The organism is Bacillus sp. B2-WWTP-C-10-Post-4, assembly GCF_009183805.1.
GTDB classification, from domain to species: domain Bacteria; phylum Bacillota; class Bacilli; order Bacillales; family Bacillaceae_G; genus Bacillus_A; species Bacillus_A cereus.
This window is the reverse complement of sequence record NZ_WEII01000026.1, coordinates 1-20,372: the sequence shown is the minus strand read 5'-3', so window position 1 is coordinate 20,372 and position 20,372 is coordinate 1. Positions and strand designations below refer to the sequence as shown.

Genomic DNA, 20,372 nt, shown 5'->3' with positions numbered 1-20,372 from the left:
CAATTGTAATTTGATCTGTCGCATCATTTGCTTGCTGTACGCTCGCTGTTAACTCTTCAGCCGATGCTGCAACATGTTCTGCTGAAAAGCTAATTTGGGTAATAACATCTTGTAAAGACGTAGACATTTCATTAAATGAATTCCCTAATTTCCCTATGTCATCCTTGGAATGGATTGTAATTTTCTCTGTTAAATCTCCCTTACTAATTTTATATGCCGATTCAGCTATTTTTCGTAATGGCCCTGTAATAGACTTTGTAATGAAATAAATTAATATACTACCAAATGCAATAGCAATAGCAATAACAATCAAAGTCTTATAAAATACTGGATTCGCAGCTTGGGTAATTTCTTCATCAAACATAACTCCAACTACTTTCCAGCCCGTTTTCTCATTTGTTGCAAAGATTAAATTCTTTTTATCATCTTGTTCTGTATAAGAGACATTTCCTTGTTTTTCTTCATAAATCGGTTTAATCCAAGGATCAGTAACTTTTGCACCTGGTTTTCTAGATGGATGACTAACAATTTGCTTATTTTGATCTAAAATAACTGCATAACCTTTTTCACCAATGTTAATCATTTTGGAAATTTTCAAGATGTTATCTAAATTTAAGTTAATTCCTATAACACCTTTACCATCTTTTACTTCTTTTGCAATTGTTACTACCATATTTTTTGTAGATGCTGATTGATATGGTGCAGTAACAATTACTTTCCCTTTATTTTCATGTGCTTCTTTATACCAAGATCTATCTGTTGGATTATACCCGTCATCCATTTTGATAAATGGTTCTCTTATAAACTTTCCCGTCTCTGTTCCAATATAAATACCTTCTACTTCTGGATGAAGTTTTATATATTGCGCTAGCTTCGTTCTTACTATTTCTTCCTGTCCATTTGGATAGGTATCCTCTGTTAAGATGTCTGCAAAGTACGTCGCATCAACAAATTTCTCTTCTATATTTTGAGAAATAACAGTATTTAAAATCGAAATATTCTCCTTTGCTTTAGCTGTCATTTGATGTTCAAAATTTGTTTTGGCAGTTTGATATGAAACACCACCGATAATAATTCCTGGTATAGTTAAAATAATAAAAAATGAAATGATTAATTTTTTATTGATACTCATACATTTAACCCCGTTAAATATTTTTTGCATAATAAGCCTCCTTTATGTAATGTGGATACTTGTGTCATTTTATACAATTAACATATATAAAACAATATATAATGATAACATGTAAATTTTTCGTCAATTATGCATTTTTACATATTCACTCCTTCTAAAGATGTAATCATAAAAAAATAAGAGAACTTCAGCTTATATAATAAGTTCAAGTTCTCTTATTTCGTAACAAAAAACCCCCACAAAAACTCCTCTTACAATTCCTTACATCTCTTTCCTTACTCATTCATTTAGAGCTTTTCACATAACTAATCGCCTGACTCCCCATTTGCATCCATGCCTTTTCAAAACTTTCTCTCGGTATTTTTACATCTAAACTTTCATTAAGAGGATCTCGAATATATACAAATTCCTTATCATATCCAATAAGCACTACACAATGTTCATTATACGTAATTGAAACATCTCCACTATTTGTTTCCCATGTAGTAAATTCATCTGCATCTAATGGTGCAAATGTTGCATTTGTGATCATGACTACCGGTTGTCCTGCTTTTACACTCTTATAAATTTCTTCTATATTCTTCCCTGTTAAGTCTACAGCTTTATTAGGTAAATATTTTTCCGCTAACTGAAAAAGTGGCCCATGATATACACCGTATCCTGATTCAGAAAATGTATAAATATTACCTACAAATCCTTCATTTGGATTCCCGCGCACACCATCATCTATAAAATCAACTTTTTTTATTTCATTTGCTAATGTCATCTTATCCACTGAAACACCAGCGTATTGTAACATCATCGCTAAGCTTGTCACTTCACAGCCTCGATCTAGCTCTGGTAGTTGCTGAATTAATGGTACACTTGATAAAATGACCTTTTCATCATTATTACTAAATTCCGGTTCTTTTCCGTTTTGTATATTGAAGAATGTCAACTTCTCCACATACTTTGTAACTCCATTTGTATATACACTCCATACCGCTATAGCTAGTAATGCTATACATATATACCACTTAAACCTCCGTATCACTCTCACGCCCTTTTTAGTTCGTTAAATAAGAATAAAATGCGTCAGCATCCGTTCGAATCACTGGTACAAAATTTAGTTCTTTTTCTCTCTCAGGTTGATCTTTTTTTATTTTTTCTGTTAGCTCTTGAATATTCATGTTCGCTTTGTCCATATTAAGCTCATCTGCCAATTGTAGCACCTTTTGTTCATTAATTTCTCTTAATACTTGATATATATCTTTCCCATACAAATCAATATGATATTTTTTTGCTTCTTCCTGCACTTTTTGTTCGTACACCTCTTGTGCTAATTCTTCAATTTCTTTTCCCTTTTGAGAAATGTCTAACTTCCCTGCTTCTTCTCTTACTTTCTTTCCATAGATTTCTTCTGCAATGTCCTCTATTTCTTTTCCATTTGTCGAAATACCTAATTTATCTGCTTCATCATTAATTTTAATCATATTAATTTGATTAATTAAATTTACAATTGATGTATTTTCTATAGATATGCCTAGTTTTAACGCTTCTTGCTTCACTTTTGTTTCATAGATTTCTTCTGACAACGTCCCAACATCTTTTCCTTCAATCGATATGCCTAACTGCTCTGCTTCCCTTCCTACTTCTGTTTCATGAATTTCTTTTTCTAGTGTAATTTGTTCTTTTCCTTCCGTTTCAATACCTAGTTTCTCTGCTTTTTCTTCTGTATGCACTGCATGTATCTTACCATTATTTAATTGTTCTTTACTGCGCTGCGTGTAATCAGTCTTTCCTTTTTGTGTTTCAGAAGGAGAGGCACCCCCTAATATACTTAAGCTCATTACTCCAATAGTGAATACCGTCATCATTTTCTTTTTCAAAATTAATTCCTCCCTCTTATACTTTCTTTCCCATCATTCCCCTAGTTTTTTTAATACTATACATACATCTCATCGCTGCTTGAGATAACATTATGATTGATAAACCCCACTCACATACACCTAGTCTCTTCTTCATGTAACGAACTTTCTTTATGCCATACATAATATAAATAGTTTCTTAACTTTACCTTAAAAAAAGACGACCTTGTGTAAAAACAAGGTCGTCTTTTTACTTATATTTTTTGGTTTTTAGGGAAAATCACTTCAAAACAAGTGCCATCTCCCCATTTGCTCTCTACTGATATTTTTCCGTAATGCTTTTCTACAATCCAATTTGCGATTGAAAGACCTAATCCAGCTCCTTCTGACGTACTTCTTGCTTTATCCCCTTGATAAAAACGATCAAATAATTTTGGAATATCTTCTTCTTTCACTCCTATCCCGTCATCTTTCACCTGTATACGAATTGAACTACTCGTTTGCGTGCAATCAATTTGAATATGCCCACCTTCATTTGTATACTTCATCGCATTATCCAACAGTATGACCATCATTTGATGAATCCGCTCTCTATCCCCCATAAAAGATACACCACGTTCTACTTTTAGCATCATTTCTTTTTCTTGATAAGAAGCAATCTCCTTATATGGAGCTACTATTTCTTCTAACAATTTATCAAGTTCAAATATTTTCTTATCCATCTCAATTTGATTAGAATCAGAACGTGCTAGCAATAATAAATTACTAACGAGTTTCGATAACCGCCTACATTCTTTTGAAATTGTAGAAATATCCATCGCTTTTTCTTCTATCGTAGCGGATGGTGACTGAAATAAAACATCCGTTTTTGATTGAATAACTGCAAGTGGTGTCCTGAGTTCATGTGATGCATCAGAAACGAATTGCTGCTGTTTCTCCCATGAATTTTGAATAGGTACGAGTGCTCTGCCAGCTAGGAAAAAGCCGATACCTATCGCACAGAGGCTTCCTATGCTACAACCTATAACGAGGATTAAAAATAAAGTATTTAACATTCCTTCTTCCGCTGTTATATCTCGCACGATTTGAACTATTTCTCCATCTTTTTGAAGCGAAAATGCTCTAAAATATCGTCCTTGTACTTTGATATCTTGTAACTCCCCTATTTTTTCCGGAGAAAACTTTTCCAAATTCTCTTCAAAAATAGAACGGAATTTACGGTTATCGCCCTCTATTTTCACTATTTTCCCATTCCAAGTTATTCTAGTTACTCGCGGATCTCCAATTTGGATATTCTCCATACGTTTTCTTGGTGGTATTTTAACATCTAATTTTTCTCTATACTGAGCCATCATTTTTATAGATTGATCCACTTCATTATAAATACGCTTATATGTGTATGAATAAATAATACTACCTAATATACCTATTAATAGGATAAATACTAATGAATTCACTATAGTCAAACGAATGCGTGTCTTTTGAAACATACTTCCCTTTTTCATTGTTCTTTTAATATATATCCAATACCTCGAACGGTTTGAATATCTTTCTGATAACCGAATGGTTCTAATTTTTTACGCAAATGATGCACATACACTTCCACAATGGCTACTGTCGTATCTGAATCAAATCCCCAAACACGATCAAAAATTTGTTCACGCATTAAAATCTTCCCGCTATTTTGAATGAGATACTCTAGCAGCTCATATTGTTTCAATGTCAACTTAATACTTTGTCCATCTACTTGAACGTCTTTATCTTTTCCGAACAATTCAATCCCTTTATAACGAATCGTTTGCTGCGTTGTTAAACTACCACTTCTGCGTAGTAAAGCGCGAATTCTCGCTTTTAATTCAGGGGCCTGGAATGGCTTAACGATATAGTCATCTCCACCAAAATCCAATCCCTTCACCCGATCTTCTAAAGAATCTCTCGCTGTCAAAAACAGGACTGGTGTTTCAATCTTTTCATCACGTATTTTTTGAATTACTTCAAATCCGTCCATCCCTGGCATCATCACATCCAGTAAAATTGCATCATATATATTTTGAAGAGCTAAAAACAATCCATCTTCTCCATTTATTGCCGTATCTACTTCAAATTCATCACGCAAAATTTGTACGATAGACTCTAATAACGAGGCATTATCTTCTACTACAAGTAAGCGCATGCTCTCACCTTCCATCAAATAGTTCAATTCTATTTATTATTACATTTCTTCTCTTCATAACAAAAGAATGTAGTTACATTACGTTTCATTTTTAACTATTTCCTTCTAAAATTTTGAAGTTTTATTATAAAAACTTTGTCTTAAATTTAGCTTAATAAAAAATTGAAAGAAATAAGATTCCTCTTATCTCTTTCAATTTTTTATTACATATACCTTTTTACTCGGCAATTCCAAACAATTTAGCTGACCACCGTACACAGCCCCGCCATCAATTCCAATAATACGATTACTACCAAAATACACTCCGCAATCCTCACTACCATGAAGCGTTTTTGTTTCCGTATGCCCAAATACAACAACCTTTTCACCGCTATATCCATTATGAAATTCATTACGGATCCACATTAACGTATATGGTTCAGATTCAGAAACTCGTTTCATCGGTTCAACCCCAGCATGTACAAATATATACTCTTCTGTTTCAATGTAATGATCTAATTCTTGAATAAACTTTATATGTTCCTCTAATACACGAGAGTGTAAAATCGGTTTTTGGAAGTCTTTGTCATTAACCGCAATATCCTCTTCTACAAATCCATAGCTATATAATGTCTTATCTCCACCATTTCTTTTTACCCAATGGTTCCATGAACGTTCCTCATTTGTCGTTAACGCCTTAATCATCATATCTTCATGATTTCCCTTTAAAATGAGTGCTCCCTCTTCTTTCAATTCTCTTACCTTTTCAATTACAGCACGCGCATTTGGACCACGATCTACATAATCTCCCAGTAAGATTAATTGATCCTGTTTCGCATCATATTGTGCTTCTTCCAATAACTGTTCGAACTTTTCTATCTCTCCATGAATATCACTAATAACAAGAATTCTTTTCATATTATCCCCCCTCTTTCTAATTATAGTTCAAAACAACAGAAACTTCCGAATCTTAATCTTAAATCAAATTTATCCCGCATTAACGGGCAGTAAGCCCCCCACTGATTACAGTTTCACTTTATTACAAACTAAACTATTATACTTACAACAATGTAAGTCTCTTGTCATCCAATTCGATAGTTGTAATTACTGTATTTCCTTATACTGAGAGTAAGAAATGAAACAAAAAATAAGGAGAGATGAGCGATGAAAAAAGTAATGGAAGTTGTAGTAGCGGTAGTAGAGGTTTTCGTAAATGGTAAACAAGTGGCAATGGAGTTAAATAAATAATGAAAAGGACAACATTCACTCTAGACCCTTTACTCATATAAAAGAGATAAGACTTCATCATTTCTTTGATCCCTTATCTCCCTATAAAGAAAGCCGTATCCCTTTTAAGGATACGGCTTTCTCTTATTTTTGACTCGTACGAGCTGAAATGCTAATTGCTCTATCTGTTGCTTTGGCAGCTTCATCTAACGCTTCTTTACTATTCTTCCCGTCATACATCGCTTCTAATGCTTTTACAACTGCATCTCTTGATTCTGGAAATACACTAATTAAAGCACCTTGTGTTGCTGGAGATTGCTTCGTTGCTTGCAGTTGATCTACTGTTACTTTCAACTGTGGGTATTTTTCATATTGCTCTTTTACTAATGGCTCATTATATGCATCTGGATTAATTGAGAAATAGCCTGTTGCAGTATGCCATTTTGCTTGTACGTCTGGCTTCGTTAAATATTTCATAAAGTCCCAAGCACCTTGTTGCGTTTCTTCTGAAACCATATTCGTCATCCATAATGATGCTCCACCAATAACAACACCATTTTGTTTCGAATCCTCTGGATACGGAATATATGAAACACCTACATTAAACTTAGATGCATCAATTAAATCACGAACACCTGCTGAAGAATCTAAATACATAGCAACTTGTCCAGACTGGAACGCGGCACGAATATCATCCCAACTTGCTCCATACTTTCCAAGTGCGCCAGCTTTATTTAAATCATCTAACATTCCAAATACTTTCTGTCCTTCTTTACCGTTAAATACCGCCTTCTTTGCAGCATCCTTACGGCCGTTTTCGTTATCTACATATAAAGCACCTTGTGTCGCTAACAATTCTTCAAAGAACCAACCATAGTTAAGCATGGAGAATCCATATTGTTTTACATTTCCGCCTTCTTTAATCGTTAACTTTTTCGCTGCTTCTTGTAATTCCGCATATGTTTTCGGAGCTTTCTCTGGATCTAAGCCCGCCTTTGCGAAAGCATCTTTATTATAAATTAATACTGGTGTAGATGAATTAAATGGCATAGAATACATTTTTCCATCAACTGAATAATAATTTGTAATTGCTTTTTCTAATTTTGACGTATCGTACTTATCTTTTTTTATCCAGCTATCAATTGGTGTGATTTTTTTACTATCAATCATATATTTCGTTGTAATTTCACTCGATTGAACAAGAGCTGGCGCTTCTTTCGTTGCAGACATCGTTCTAAATTTCGTTAAAGACTCTTCATATGTTCCTTGGAACTCTGCCTTTATCTCATATTTATTTTGCGACTTATTATAGTCTGCAACAAGACCATCTAGTACTCCTTGTGTTTTTCCACCCATCGCATGCCAGAAGCGAATTACAGTTTTATCACCATTTTTTTCAACTGGTGCTACTTTTGCCTGTGCTTCAGGTTTTCCTTCTGTTTTACTATTTGAACAAGCGGCACTAGATAATGCCATTGTTGCTACCATTAATAGCGCAGCACCTTTTTTAACTAGACTCATTTAAATCTCACCTTCTCTTAGTTATTTAATTGCACCTTTTGTTAATCCTTGTTGTAATTGCTTTTGCCCTAAAAATAGTAAAATCAATGTTGGAATAACGATAACCGTAACACCGGCCATTACGCTTCCCCAATCAGTTGCAACTTCTTGAGACTGAAGCTGCTTCACACCGATTTGCACTGTTCTTACTTTTTCATCAGTGGTCACTAAAAGTGGCCATAAATACATATTCCATGTTGTTAAAAAGCTATATACTCCAAGCGTAATAAAACTCGTTTTACAATACGGAATTACGACGCTAAATAAAAACTTTATATTCCCAATTCCTTCAATAAAAGCAGCTTCTTTCAGTTCATTCGGAAGCGTCATAAAATGTTGACGTAGTAAGAAAATACCGAAAGCTGTTGCAAAAAACGGCACTGTCATCCCAGCAAAACTATTGATCCAACCAAAGTTTTGAATCGTTAAAAAATTAGGTACCATCGTTGCTTCCCACGGAATAAGCATCGTTGAAATAAACAGGAAGAAAATTAAGTTTCTCCCTTTAAACTGAAGAAAAACAAAAGCATAAGCTGCTAAACTTGATACGATAAGTTGTCCAATCATAACGACTGTCGATACAATTAAACTGTTATATAAGTATGTAAAAAGCGGTACCTTTTGAAAAATATTAATAAAATTATCAAAAGTAAATTGAGTCGGAAATAACCTTCTCATTTGAATATCGTCTGGTGTCATAAAGCTTATTAAAAATGCATACAGTACAGGAAAAAATACCATTACTGCACTAATAATGAGCAGCATGTATAATAGGAAATTTTGTTTCCACTGTTTAACAATCATTTATAATGCACCTTTCTCTCAGCAAACTTAAATTGAAGTAATGTAGCAATGAAAATGAAAACAAATAATACCATTGCTTGTGCACTTGCTGTTCCAAATTGATGATTCACAAACGCCTCTTTGTAAATCGAGTACACAATCAAATTCGTTGCATCATTTGGTCCACCGTGCGTTAAAATATCAATTTGCCCAAAGCTTTGGAACGCACTAATTAATGTTACTGTTACAATAAAGAATAAAGTTGGTGATAGCATCGGTAATGTAACACGGCGAAGTTTATATAAATAACTAGCACCATCTATAGATGCACTCTCATATAACGACGTATCGATATTTTGTAAACCACCTAATATAACTAAAAATGCAAAACCTGTATTCACCCAAACTGTTGTAACTGATACAGAGAATAGTGCCCAGTCCGGACTCGTTAACCATGCGATTGCAGGAAGGTTCATAGAGGCTAATATATTATTAAATAATCCTACACTTGGATGAAATAAAAATAGCCAAATCACTGCACTAGCGGCTACTGATATTCCCATCGTCGAAGAAAACAGAACTCGGAATAACCCAATACCTCTTACTTTTCCATTTGCAATCAATGCAAGAAACAAAGCAAATATAATACTCGTAGGCACTGTATATAAAACAAATAATAAAGTTGATTTTATACTTTTGTAGAAGGCTGGATCAGAGAATAAGTATTGATAATTTTCTAAGCCAACGAAAAGATTAGCTTCCCCATGTATATCGGTTAAATAAAAGCTATAGTAAATCGTCCTAAACAATGGATAGAACAAAAAAATCGAAAATAACAAAATAGATGGCACCAAAAACAATAATCCTATTCTTAAATCTTTCGTTCTCCCCCATAATTTTTTCTTTTTTGACACCTTTGTTTGAACTGGTAACTTACTTACTCCAATCATTATTTCGCCACCACTTTCAACTCTTCTTCAGCTACCACTTTTAAGCGTTCATTCGTGTTTTCATTAAAGAAGCATAACTTTTCTTGCGAGAATAATAATTTTACTTTGTCACCTTTGTTCAAGAGTAACTGTCCGATGACTTTCGCACTCCAAGTTGTTCCATTTACCGCAAAGTTCAATATAGATTCATTCCCTAATACTTCTACAGATTGCAACGTCACTTCTTGTCCCTCCTCAGACAGTGCAATATGCTCAGGGCGCATGCCTATGCGAATTGTTCCTTCTGGTAATTGCTTTAACTGTCTAATAGATAATGGAATTTGCAATTGCCCTATATGTAATACACCTTTTTCTTTATTTACTTCCCCATCATTTATATTCATAGAAGGAGAACCTATAAAGCTTGCAACAAATTTGTTTGCAGGTTCGTTATATATGTCAAGTGGTGTTCCAACTTGCTGTATACTTCCTTTATTTAAAACCATGATACGATCTCCCATAGTCATCGCTTCTATTTGATCGTGGGTAACGTAAATCATCGTAATTCCTAATCGCTGCTGAATTTCTCTAATTTCAATTCTCATTTGCGCACGTAATTTCGCATCCAAATTCGAAAGTGGTTCATCCATTAAACAGATTGGTGCTTGACTCACAATTGCCCTGGCAAGTGCAACACGCTGTCTTTGTCCGCCTGATAATTGGCCTGGTTTCATTTTCACATACTCTTTCAGTCCTACCATTTCAATAGCTTCCATTAATCGCTTTTGTCGCTCTTCTTTTTGTACTTTTCTTACCTTAAGTCCAAATAAAATATTTTCTTCTACAGATAAGTGTGGATATAATGCATAATTTTGAAATACCATTGATAGATTACGGTCTTTCGGCTCTAGATCATTTGCAACACGTTCATTAATAATTAAATCTCCTGAAGAAATCTCTTCTAAGCCAGCGATCATTCGTAATAATGTGCTTTTCCCGCATCCCGAAGGTCCAACTAAAACAAAAAATTCACCCTTCTTAATATGAACCGATACGCCTTTAACCGCTGTCTCTTCTGCATTTTTATATACCTTTGAAACATTTTTCAATTCAATCACAAGGTTGCACTCCTTTTTTCTTCTTGTATCCATACTTCATAATGACTTGTTGAAATTGCACTTGCTCCTGCACGAATTGCAATTTCCGCATCTTCTCGCGTTTGAATCAACCCTCCTGCAATAATAGGAAACTCTATTTCCTCTACTAGCTGTTTAATAATAGAAGGCATAATCCCCGGCATAATCTCTACTGCATTTGGTTTAGTCGTTTTACAATTTTCAATTGATTTAGTAAGAGATAAAGTATCTACAATAAAAATACGTTGAATTGTTTTCAATCCAATTTTATTAGCATTTCGAATTGTTGAACCCTTTGTTGAAATAATACCTTGTGCCCCGATAACATCTTGAATATACAAAAGCGCTTCCTCTGTATTCGTATTTAAGCCTTGTATAAAATCACAATGAAGAAATACATCATGTCCATGTTTCTGCAATTCATATACACGCTCTGGTAATTCCAGCATTGAACCAGTCATAAGAAAAACTGTTTTCGGCAATTTTTTGTATGCTTTGTATCCTTTCCAATCCTTTATCATCGCAATATAAGGTTCTTTAAACATTTTTTCCACCTAACTGTTCTATTTTTATCCAAACTAAAAACACCTACTTACATAGAACGCCTTTCTCCTTATTTGAACTCTAGGGAATAGAGCACACCTAAGAAAGTGGCACATTATATGTAAGTGGGTGTTCTCAAATGTTCTCTACCCTATTTATTTTGTTACCTTTACTATATTACGCATTTATTAAGTCAGTTTTGATAGATTGTTAATTAGGTGTTAATCGAATGTTAATATTCACCATATTTTCTTAATATTAATCTAGATATACAAATAAATCCCAACGGCAAACAACTATCTTTAAAATTTAAGTGATATGCAAATTCATTCCATAGTTAATTAGTTTTAGTTTTCTCGCAACGGCTTGTGAAGCATAATTATTCCAAGAAGTACTATAAAGTGGAATGCTTTTTTCTTCTTGTATTGATATCGCCCAGGCTGTAACACCATCAGTACCATATCCGTTCCCTTGAAACTCCGCTAAAGTTTCCACACTTGCCTCAGCAGCTACGGGCGTACTTCTGGCACTGCAACAAACAGAAACTACCTTTTCATTTTTTACAATTGCCAAATAAGGTTGCCTCCTTATTTACTCCATTTACCATCCATTCATAATCTATTTTTCATGTTCAAAATAAAAATCCCATTCAAATACACATTACTGAATCCATCATACTAACTGATTTCTTCATTCTGTCTATCTAAATGGGATTATTTTTCGTTTTTTACTCTACTGGCTGTTGTGGCTGTACTACTTCATTCGCTCCAGCTACCCTCAACATATTTACAATATCTTTAAAACCTCTTTTTTCAGCGTATTGCAGTGGCGTCAGCTGTTCCTTGTTAGCCATATTTACATCTGCACCGTGATCAATAAGCAATTGAATTACTTTCTTATGGTTTTCACTACCATTTCCTAATACAATTGCTTCTAATAGCGCTGTTCCACCACGTTCATTTTTATAATTCACATCAATATCTGTATGCTCTAATAATTCTTTAACAACCTCTACATGGCCACGCTCAGATGCAGAAATAAGTGCTGTCCCACCTGACCTAGTCGTTTCTTTCGTATTAACTCCTGCATTAATTAATACTTTTACAATATCCGTATATCCTTCTCTACTTGCATAAAGAAGTGGATTACTTTTTTTCTCATCTTTAATTTCAATATTAGCACCTGCACCAATTAATGCTTTAACTGTCTCTACATGATTTTGGTACGTCGCTGCAAGGACAGGCGTTTCTCCGTTGTCACCTTCTACGTTTATATTCGCTCCATCCTGAATCAACTTCATAGCTGTCTCTGTGTCTCCAAGGGTAGCTGAAAGTAACAACTGTTTGTCCATTAAATTTATACTTTTCTCTTCTTTAGATTCTTCCTGTTCTTTATGCTTCTCTTTTTTCTTTTCATTTTTCACATGAACCGGTTTCGATTCTGGTTCTTCTTGCTTATCGCAAGCCACTACCGTCATTAAAAGTCCTAATAAAATACATAATAAAATTTTTTGTTTTCTCACAACTACAGCTCCTATGAAAGATAATGTTTTCTTAACCATTCCTCCATCACATACAATAACTCTTCTTGAGTACATTTATCCATAAGCCCTTTAGATTCCTTCTTTAATCGGATTATCTTAAGCTTATACTATGTTTCTCAACCTATTGAAATGATACGCCTGATGGCCCCATCATTAACATTATGAAGCAATTAGTTTAGCACGTTTTTACCGCATTTGTATACATTTCTAAAAAGTACATAAAGTGAAACTTTAATTGGTGGGGGTTTTGTTCATCCACCACTAATTATTAGCCCACACCAATCGGGCTTTTACGGGCAGCCCGACTCCACCTAACTTCTTTGCTTTCACTAAATTTTGAGGTGGGGATCTTACTGCCCGTTAATGCGGGATAAATGATTGCTTTAGGTTACTATATTCCATTGTAACCGTTCTTCTAAAAATTTTACACCTTTTCTATATTTGCACCTGAGTAATAATAGAAAAAGACAACTATATAGTTGTCTTTTTCTATTATTAATGATGTCCACCATGATTTCCTGCTTTCGGTTTCCCCATCATCTCTTTATTCATTTCCCATTTATGCTCTGCTAGCTCTTTATACGAAAGAACTTTACCCTTATAGTTAGATACAAAGCTCTCTGCATCTTTTTTATTTTTAAATGAAATGACATTATAAGCCATCGGTGTCGTTATTGTTTTATCATATACGTAAGTAGCCTCTTCTAACGAAATCCAATCTTTCGAATCATAATCTCGAACAAATTTCTCTTTCGTCTTTTCACCTGAGTTGATCTCCATCCATTTATACATACAACCGATATCATCAAACTTTAACGCTTTTCCATTTTCTAAAATAATTTCTGTTGCAAATTGATTATCTGTTACCCCAATTTGGCAAATATCACATTTATCATGTTTCTCATCAATGGCAACAGCTGCTGTTTCCTTTTTCCCACACCCGACTACCGTAAATACGAAACATAAACATATAGCAAGTACGACATATTTTACTTTCATCAATATTCCTCCCTAGAAACCGTATACTCCACGAAAAGAATACCAAAAGGTTGTGTGAGATTTGTGAAAAAACAATGTGCTTTTTGTAATATAGGAAACAAACAAAGATGTGTAGTTATTTCTACACATCTCTCATCACTCGCAACCTGTAATTAACAAATCATCTTCTAACTTAACTAATAATGTATCCGCACTAATTTCCTGTCCAACTTCTACATTTACCAATCTTATATTTCCACTAATACCGACTGCGATTTTTTTAAGCTCACCGTCATTTTTTCGAATCATCAATAATTTTTCCCATTCATATACGTAAGAAGATTCATTAATAAAAATCTCCTCTACTTTTCCTTCATAAGAGCTATAAATCTCTTCAATTCTCGTTTTCATATAACATCTACTCCCTATTTCACACTTCACTATTTTCATCTTATTCTACCATTCTTACGAGGAGCAGCTTACTTTTTAAAAATTCAAATTAACTACCGTGAACAAAATGAACAAAATAAAAATTATGCTTCTAATGATGTTATTTTTCAAATTATTTACCATTTGAATAGATGCTTTTATTATAAATAAAAAACATTTTTCTGAATTTTTATTCTATTTTGAAAGCGCAATCATTCTTTTGAGGGGGAAATCACATGTTAGCACTACTTGGATTTGCGATGGTATTTGTCTTTATGTTTTTAATTATGACGAAACGTATGTCAGCGCTAGTAGCATTAATATTAATTCCGAGTGTTTTTGCATTAATTGGCGGATTCTATGCCAATATGGGGCCTATGATGTTAGAGGGAATTCAAAAATTAGCACCTACTGGTATTATGCTTATGTTCGCTATTTTATATTTTGGGATTATGATTGATAGCGGTTTATTCGATCCTGTCATTAGTAAGATTTTAAAATTTGTAAAAGGAGATCCTTTAAAAATCGTTATCGGAACGGCTATATTGACTATTATCGTTTCTCTAGATGGTGACGGTACAACAACATACATGATTACAGTTTCCGCAATGTATCCACTATATAAGCGCCTTGGAATGAACCCCCTCATATTAGCTGGAGTTGTTATGTTAGGGGCGGGGGTAACAAATCTTACACCTTGGGGTGGACCCACAGCTCGTGTTATGAGCGCACTTGGACTTGAGGCTTCCGAATTATTTACACCTCTTATTCCAGGAATGATTGCTGGTGCAATTTGGGTTGTTTTCGTTGCTTACTATCTTGGAAAAAAAGAAAGAAAACGTTTAGGAATTATGGATGTACAGTATTTAAAACAAATGCAAACAATGGATGAGCAAGCTGCAACTGTCGAAGCCGCAGTGCATAAACGTCCTAAACTTCTATGGATTAACTTTTTATTAACCGCTACATTACTTGTCTGTCTCATACTAGAAGTTATGCCGTTACCTGTTTTATTTACAGTCGCTTTTGCTATTGCTGTTATGATTAACTATCCAAACTTAGAGCAACAGAAAGAACGTATTGCTTCTCATGCAGGGAATGTATTAGCAGTTGTTTCTCTCGTATTTGCTGCCGGTATTTTCACTGGTATTTTATCTGGAACAAAAATGGTAGATGCAATGGCTAACAGTGTAGTAACTCTTATACCAGATGCACTTGGACCACAATTGCCAATTATTACAGCTCTTCTTAGTATGCCATTCACATTTTTCATGTCCAATGATGCATTTTACTTTGGGGTATTACCTATTTTAACTAAGGCTGCTGCTACTTACGGAATTAGTGCAGCTGAAATGGGACGTGCTTCCTTACTTGGGCAACCCGTTCACTTATTAAGTCCTCTTGTTGCATCCACTTATTTATTAGTTGGGATGGCAAAAGTTGATTTTGGTGAACATCAACGTTTTACTTTATTGTGGGCAGTTGGAACGACAATGGTGATGTTGATTACTGGCATTGTAATTGGGATTATTCCAATATAAGACGCAAAAAACAGTAGAAGAAATAAATCCTCTACTGTTTTTTATTATGAAGAAACAAGAAAATACCGTCTCTCCGGTCTCCCCACACTCCCATATATTAGCTCTGCGTGGACTTTCTTCCCAGATATCAAATACTCTAAATAGCGCCTTGCAGTTGATCGACTTACGCCTACCATTGAACTTAGTACCTCTGCTGTAATCCCTTCTTCATTAACTGTTAACATATGTTTTTTTATTTTTGCTAAAGTTAAGGGGTCTATCCCTTTCGGGGCATATTCCATTTCATTTCCCTTTACGCCTCTTTGAGACCATAAATGTTCTATTTGTTCCGTAGATAATTGATTATTTTTCTTCAGCTGCACAATCTTTTTTTGATAACTTTCCAAGCTCGCCTTAAATCGATCAAACATTAGTGGCTTTACAATATAATCTGTTACTCCGCCCCGCAGGGCGTGCCTCACTACATCTGTTTCCGATGCCGCTGTAATCATAATAATATCTGTATCGTGCAAATGATGCCTAATATATGTGACAAGTTCCGTTCCTTGCATATCAGGTAAGTACACATCTAATAACACAAGCTGTGGCTTCACAAGCTCTAGCCATTCTTTCGCTTGTTCTCCAGTCGTTGCCGTTCCAATTACTTTAAATCCCTCAATTTTTTCAGTAAAACGACGATGAATGTCAGCAATCCGAATATCATCTTCTACAATTAATACTTCAATCTCCTCACCCATTACTATTCGCCTCTCTCTTTAGGTAGTGCAATAATAAATAACGCACCACCTAAATCCCCTTTTTCAATTGCAATACTTCCATTTAAATCTTCTACTAACTCTTTCACTTTTGCTAATCCATATCCTCGCTCTCCTCCTTCTTTCGTCGAAAAGCCTTTATAGAATATGCTAGTAATTATTTCATCATGAATCCCTTGCCCTGAATCTTCCACTTCAATTACTATTTCTTCTCCAATATCAGTTACAAACATCCTTACTGTCTTATCATTCTCTTCATTTTTTTCAATTGCTTCAAATGCATTCGTAATTAAATTTCCTAAAATAGAAACGACATAATTACTCTCAATATGTGGACTTAATTTGTCTAAACCACTTTCTCTATCTAGCATAAAATCAATCTTCAACTCTCGTGCTCTATTATAAAATCCAATTAAAATTCCACCTAGCCATGGATTTTGAATCCGCTTCATAATAAATTGAACAAAATCTTGATATACCGCTGTTTCCTTATGAATAAGCTCTAAAGCATCTTCGTATGATTCTAATTGGATAAGACCTGAAAGCGTATACAATAAATTGTTATATTCGTGCGCTTGCGCTCGTAATGCCTCTGTATATTGCTTCGTCTGAGATAATTCTGCTGTTAACTGATCCATTTCAGATTTCAAACGTAAGCTCGATACAACGCCAGTTACTTTATTCTTTACTTTAATAGGTAGACGGTTCGCAATAACAGCCTGTCCTTTTATATTTAATTGGCGATCAAACTGTTCTTCACCAGTTTGAAGTACATCTAGTATCGTTGAATTAGGAATTACATTTAAAATAAATTCCCCAATAATATTTTTTTGTTTATCTAGCGAAAGAATATCATAAGCTGCTTGATTGACTAAACTAATCATGCCATTTTTATCGATTACAATAATCCCTTCACGTACAGATTGAATCACTGTACTATGCTCTTCATATAAAGATGAAATTTCTTCTGGTTCCATCCCGAACATCATTCTTTTTATACTTGCCGCTAAATATATAGAGCCAATTACTCCAATTAATAGCCCTATTATTGTAATCCAAAATACACGCTTTCCATACACGTCTACCGCTCCATGAATATCGTCCATTGAAAATCCAACAGACACCACACCAATGATTTCATTTTCCTGATTACGGATTGGAACTTTTCCACGTAATGAAGGGCCTAATGATCCAGTTGCTTTCGAAACATATGATTTTCCTTCTAATAAAACACCTTTGTTATCTCCACCAATCATCGCTTCTCCTATTTTATCTCGCTCAGGATGTGCATATCGAATCCCCTCTTTATTTCCAACTACAATGAAGTCAGCCTCTGTATCCATTCGAATTCTTTCTGCAATCGGCTGAATGATAGAAGCTGGGTTTTCTTTTTGAAAAGCTTCCTTTATTTCAGGTATAGCAGCAACTGTTTTCGCAACATGCAAAGCTCGTTTCCCAATTTGCTCTTCTACCGTTTCAGATAATATGTAATAAAATAAATAACTCGTTAGCATAAGTACAACTAAAATAAGTGTACTTATAGTTAATGTAATTCTCGGTTGGAGTTTTAATTTTTTAAATTTCAAAACCATTCCCCTAACATGATTAAAGATGGAATTTAAAGAATATACAGTCTCTTTAATTATACTTAATCATAACACGGTTACTCTATATTTCTTTCTTTTTCTCTTCATAAAAAAAGAAACGAAGTAAAATTACTACCTCGTTTCTTAACATTCGTTATTACACTTTAAACTTACCAATCATCTCTTGTAATTCTTCTGCCATTTGTGATAAATGAACTGCTGCTGCATTTATTTCATCTACTGAAGCTAATTGTTCCTCAGAGGAACCAGCAATATTTTGAACACTTGCTGCATTTTCTTCAATCGTAGCTGCAATTTCATTAATAGATGCACTTACTTGTTTTGCATCTACCGTCATTTGTTTTGCTACATCTACCATGCTATCAATTTGTACAACTGTATCATTTGTAGACTTCAATATTTCGGCAAAGCTTTGCTTCGTTTCATTTGCAACTACAAGTCCTGATTGTACTTCTACTCCAACTTGATTCATAGAGCTTACTGTTTCTTTTATATCAAATTGAATCTCTTTCACTAGTTTCCCAATTTCCGTAGAAGACTGTCCTGATTGTTCTGCTAGCTTTCGCACTTCATCTGCTACAATTGCAAATCCTCTTCCTTGCTCTCCAGCTCTCGCAGCCTCAATTGCCGCATTTAACGCTAATAAATTTGTCTGTTCAGCAATATGTTGAATCACTTCAAGGATTGCTCCAATTTGTTTCGACTTATCGTCTAACAAACCAATGATTTTGTCTGACTGCGAAACAGACTCATGAATTAATTGCATTTGATTCACAGTTTGTTCAACTAACTTCCCACCATTTTCAGCCTTTTTCTTCGTATACATAGAGGCTGTAGATACTAATGAAGAACTATCTGCAACACGCTGAATTCCTTCTGTAACCTCTTCTAACAATGTTGCTCCTTCTTCAACTTCTTTCGTTTGTATTTCTGCACCACTTGATACTTGCTCTATCGCCTGTGTAATTTGTTCCGTTGCTTCGCTTGTCTGCTTCATACTAGCTGTTAATTCTTCTGAAGATGCCGCTACATGACTTGCTGAAGTGTTTATATTGGAAATGACACTTTGTAACGATGCAGCCATCTCGTTAAAACTTTCTCCTAGCTGTCCAATTTCATCTTTAGAATGAACTGTAATTGACTCTGTTAAATCGCCTTCACTAATCTTTTTCGATGATATAACAAGTTGTTTTAACGGACTAATAATAGAAGCAATTATGAAGTAAATTAAAATCCCACCAATTACTAATGAAATACCAATAACAGTTATTGTTTTATAGAAAATAGGGTTAGCTGCTTCGATAATTTCTTTTGAAGGCATAATTCCTGCTATTTTCCATCCAGTTTTCTTATTCGTTTTAAAAGTGATATTGCGATCTTCACCATCTAATGAATAATAAAAATCTCCAGCTTCCTGTTTATACAATTCTTTACTAAGTTTCTCTTCTAATTTCTCTCCTGGCTTCATTTTCGGGTGCGCTACTACATTTTTATCTTGATCAAATATCGCTACATATCCTTCCTTACCGATATTAACCATCTTGGAAGTAGTAACAATATTATTAATGATTAAGTCAATCCCAAGAACTCCACTTTTATCCTCGTTTTGTTTTGCTAGTGTAATAACAATATTCCCTGTCGTTTTGGACTTATATGGAGCAGTTACAATTACCTCTCCACTTTTCTTCACGGCCTCTTTATACCAATCTCTTTCTGTAGGATTATATCCATCTGGCATCTGAGTAGCTGGTGATTGAATGAACTGTCCATTACTAGATCCTGTATAGATTGCTTCCATTTCTGGATGCAGTTTATTGTATTCTTCTAGTTTATTTTGTATGTTTTGAATTTGATCTGCTTGGTAACTTGATTGTGTGAATAATTTCGTAAAATAAGTTGCATCTACTTTTTTACTATCCAATTCTTTATTAATTACATTATCCAAAATTTTTATATTATCTTTCGCCGAGTTTAAAATCGTTTCATTAAAATTCGTCTTCGCCTGTTGATAAGACGTCCAACCAATTACAATACTTGGAAGAATTAAAATAATAATAAATGATACAAGTAACTTTGTTTTTAAACTACTACTCCTTAATTTCCCTTGAAACATACTTCTACCCCTCCATACCGTTTTAAATGTAATTAATTAACATTTAATCTTTCTATAAAAATAATACGATTTAAATGTATCGATGAGACTCTCTATC

General features: G+C 34.3%; 17 protein-coding genes and 3 pseudogenes. 1 reads left to right on the top strand and 19 read right to left on the bottom strand.

Annotation, left to right across the window (positions count from 1 at the left end; translation table 11 throughout):
* Window positions 1-118 precede the first annotated feature (118 nt).
* The 15 genes and pseudogenes from GBN78_RS31150 to GBN78_RS12955 all read right to left on the bottom strand — a co-directional run.
* Window positions 119-1,021 (bottom strand): annotated as a pseudogene (locus GBN78_RS31150) (HAMP domain-containing protein); the annotation flags it as partial.
* Window positions 1,022-1,415: 394 nt separating this feature from the next.
* Entirely contained in the window at window positions 1,416-2,165 is a 750-nt protein-coding gene (locus GBN78_RS13020) for a C39 family peptidase (protein ID WP_002004381.1), read from the bottom strand.
* Between the two features lie 13 nt (window positions 2,166-2,178).
* On the bottom strand, window positions 2,179-3,000 hold the full coding sequence (locus tag GBN78_RS13015; protein WP_000728589.1) for a hypothetical protein: 822 nt from the start codon (window positions 2,998-3,000) through the stop codon (window positions 2,179-2,181).
* 233 nt (window positions 3,001-3,233) lie between these two features.
* Complete coding sequence (locus GBN78_RS13010) at window positions 3,234-4,484, bottom strand: sensor histidine kinase (protein ID WP_000715829.1); 1,251 nt, start codon at window positions 4,482-4,484, stop codon at window positions 3,234-3,236.
* Window positions 4,481-5,152, bottom strand: coding sequence for a response regulator transcription factor (locus GBN78_RS13005; RefSeq protein ID WP_001238623.1), 672 nt, complete (start codon window positions 5,150-5,152; stop codon window positions 4,481-4,483). The genes GBN78_RS13010 and GBN78_RS13005 overlap by 4 nt, the downstream gene beginning before the upstream one ends.
* A gap of 192 nt (window positions 5,153-5,344) precedes the next feature.
* Window positions 5,345-6,049 carry a metallophosphoesterase family protein gene (locus GBN78_RS13000; protein WP_000821967.1) on the bottom strand — a complete coding sequence of 235 codons (705 nt, stop codon included), beginning with the start codon at window positions 6,047-6,049 and terminating at the stop codon, window positions 5,345-5,347.
* Between the two features lie 453 nt (window positions 6,050-6,502).
* Complete coding sequence (locus GBN78_RS12995) at window positions 6,503-7,879, bottom strand: ABC transporter substrate-binding protein (RefSeq protein ID WP_000060602.1); 1,377 nt, start codon at window positions 7,877-7,879, stop codon at window positions 6,503-6,505.
* Window positions 7,880-7,900: 21 nt separating this feature from the next.
* Entirely contained in the window at window positions 7,901-8,722 is an 822-nt protein-coding gene (locus tag GBN78_RS12990; protein ID WP_098616469.1) for a carbohydrate ABC transporter permease, read from the bottom strand.
* Window positions 8,719-9,651 (bottom strand): carbohydrate ABC transporter permease, encoded by a 933-nt coding sequence (locus GBN78_RS12985; RefSeq protein WP_152127461.1) that lies wholly within the window; start codon window positions 9,649-9,651, stop codon window positions 8,719-8,721. The genes GBN78_RS12990 and GBN78_RS12985 overlap by 4 nt, the downstream gene beginning before the upstream one ends.
* Window positions 9,651-10,748, bottom strand: a complete 1,098-nt coding sequence (locus GBN78_RS12980) for an ABC transporter ATP-binding protein (RefSeq protein WP_152127460.1) — start codon at window positions 10,746-10,748, stop codon at window positions 9,651-9,653. Before GBN78_RS12980 ends, GBN78_RS12985 begins: the two co-directional genes overlap by 1 nt.
* On the bottom strand, window positions 10,745-11,311 hold the full coding sequence (locus GBN78_RS12975; RefSeq protein WP_000472003.1) for a glycerol-3-phosphate responsive antiterminator: 567 nt from the start codon (window positions 11,309-11,311) through the stop codon (window positions 10,745-10,747). The genes GBN78_RS12980 and GBN78_RS12975 overlap by 4 nt, the downstream gene beginning before the upstream one ends.
* 307 nt (window positions 11,312-11,618) lie before the next feature.
* A pseudogene (locus tag GBN78_RS12970) lies at window positions 11,619-11,894 on the bottom strand (GNAT family N-acetyltransferase); the annotation flags it as partial.
* A 142-nt stretch (window positions 11,895-12,036) separates the two neighbouring features.
* Window positions 12,037-12,906, bottom strand: coding sequence for an ankyrin repeat domain-containing protein (locus tag GBN78_RS12965; RefSeq protein WP_000287337.1), 870 nt, complete (start codon window positions 12,904-12,906; stop codon window positions 12,037-12,039).
* A gap of 441 nt (window positions 12,907-13,347) precedes the next feature.
* Window positions 13,348-13,851: a nitrous oxide reductase accessory protein NosL gene (locus GBN78_RS12960; protein WP_000865667.1), complete on the bottom strand. Its 504-nt coding sequence runs from the start codon at window positions 13,849-13,851 to the stop codon at window positions 13,348-13,350.
* Window positions 13,852-13,986: 135 nt separating this feature from the next.
* Entirely contained in the window at window positions 13,987-14,241 is a 255-nt protein-coding gene (locus GBN78_RS12955; RefSeq protein WP_000857376.1) for a hypothetical protein, read from the bottom strand.
* Window positions 14,242-14,495: 254 nt separating this feature from the next.
* On the opposite strand from GBN78_RS12955, the gene GBN78_RS12950 reads away from it, so the two are divergent.
* Entirely contained in the window at window positions 14,496-15,800 is a 1,305-nt protein-coding gene (locus GBN78_RS12950) for a CitMHS family transporter (protein WP_000880467.1), read from the top strand.
* A gap of 44 nt (window positions 15,801-15,844) precedes the next feature.
* Here the strand turns inward: GBN78_RS12950 and GBN78_RS12945 are convergent, their stop codons facing one another.
* The 4 genes and pseudogenes from GBN78_RS12945 to GBN78_RS31140 form a co-directional block, all read right to left on the bottom strand.
* A complete protein-coding gene (locus GBN78_RS12945) occupies window positions 15,845-16,537 on the bottom strand; it encodes a response regulator (protein ID WP_000503463.1) in 693 nt (230 codons plus the stop codon).
* A gap of 2 nt (window positions 16,538-16,539) precedes the next feature.
* Window positions 16,540-18,147: an ATP-binding protein gene (locus GBN78_RS12940; RefSeq protein ID WP_080008911.1), complete on the bottom strand. Its 1,608-nt coding sequence runs from the start codon at window positions 18,145-18,147 to the stop codon at window positions 16,540-16,542.
* Between the two features lie 151 nt (window positions 18,148-18,298).
* On the bottom strand, window positions 18,299-19,159 hold the full coding sequence (locus GBN78_RS31145) for a methyl-accepting chemotaxis protein (RefSeq protein WP_372476520.1): 861 nt from the start codon (window positions 19,157-19,159) through the stop codon (window positions 18,299-18,301).
* 81 nt (window positions 19,160-19,240) lie between these two features.
* Window positions 19,241-20,275, bottom strand: a pseudogene (locus tag GBN78_RS31140) (HAMP domain-containing protein); the annotation flags it as partial.
* Window positions 20,276-20,372: the final 97 nt, after the last annotated feature.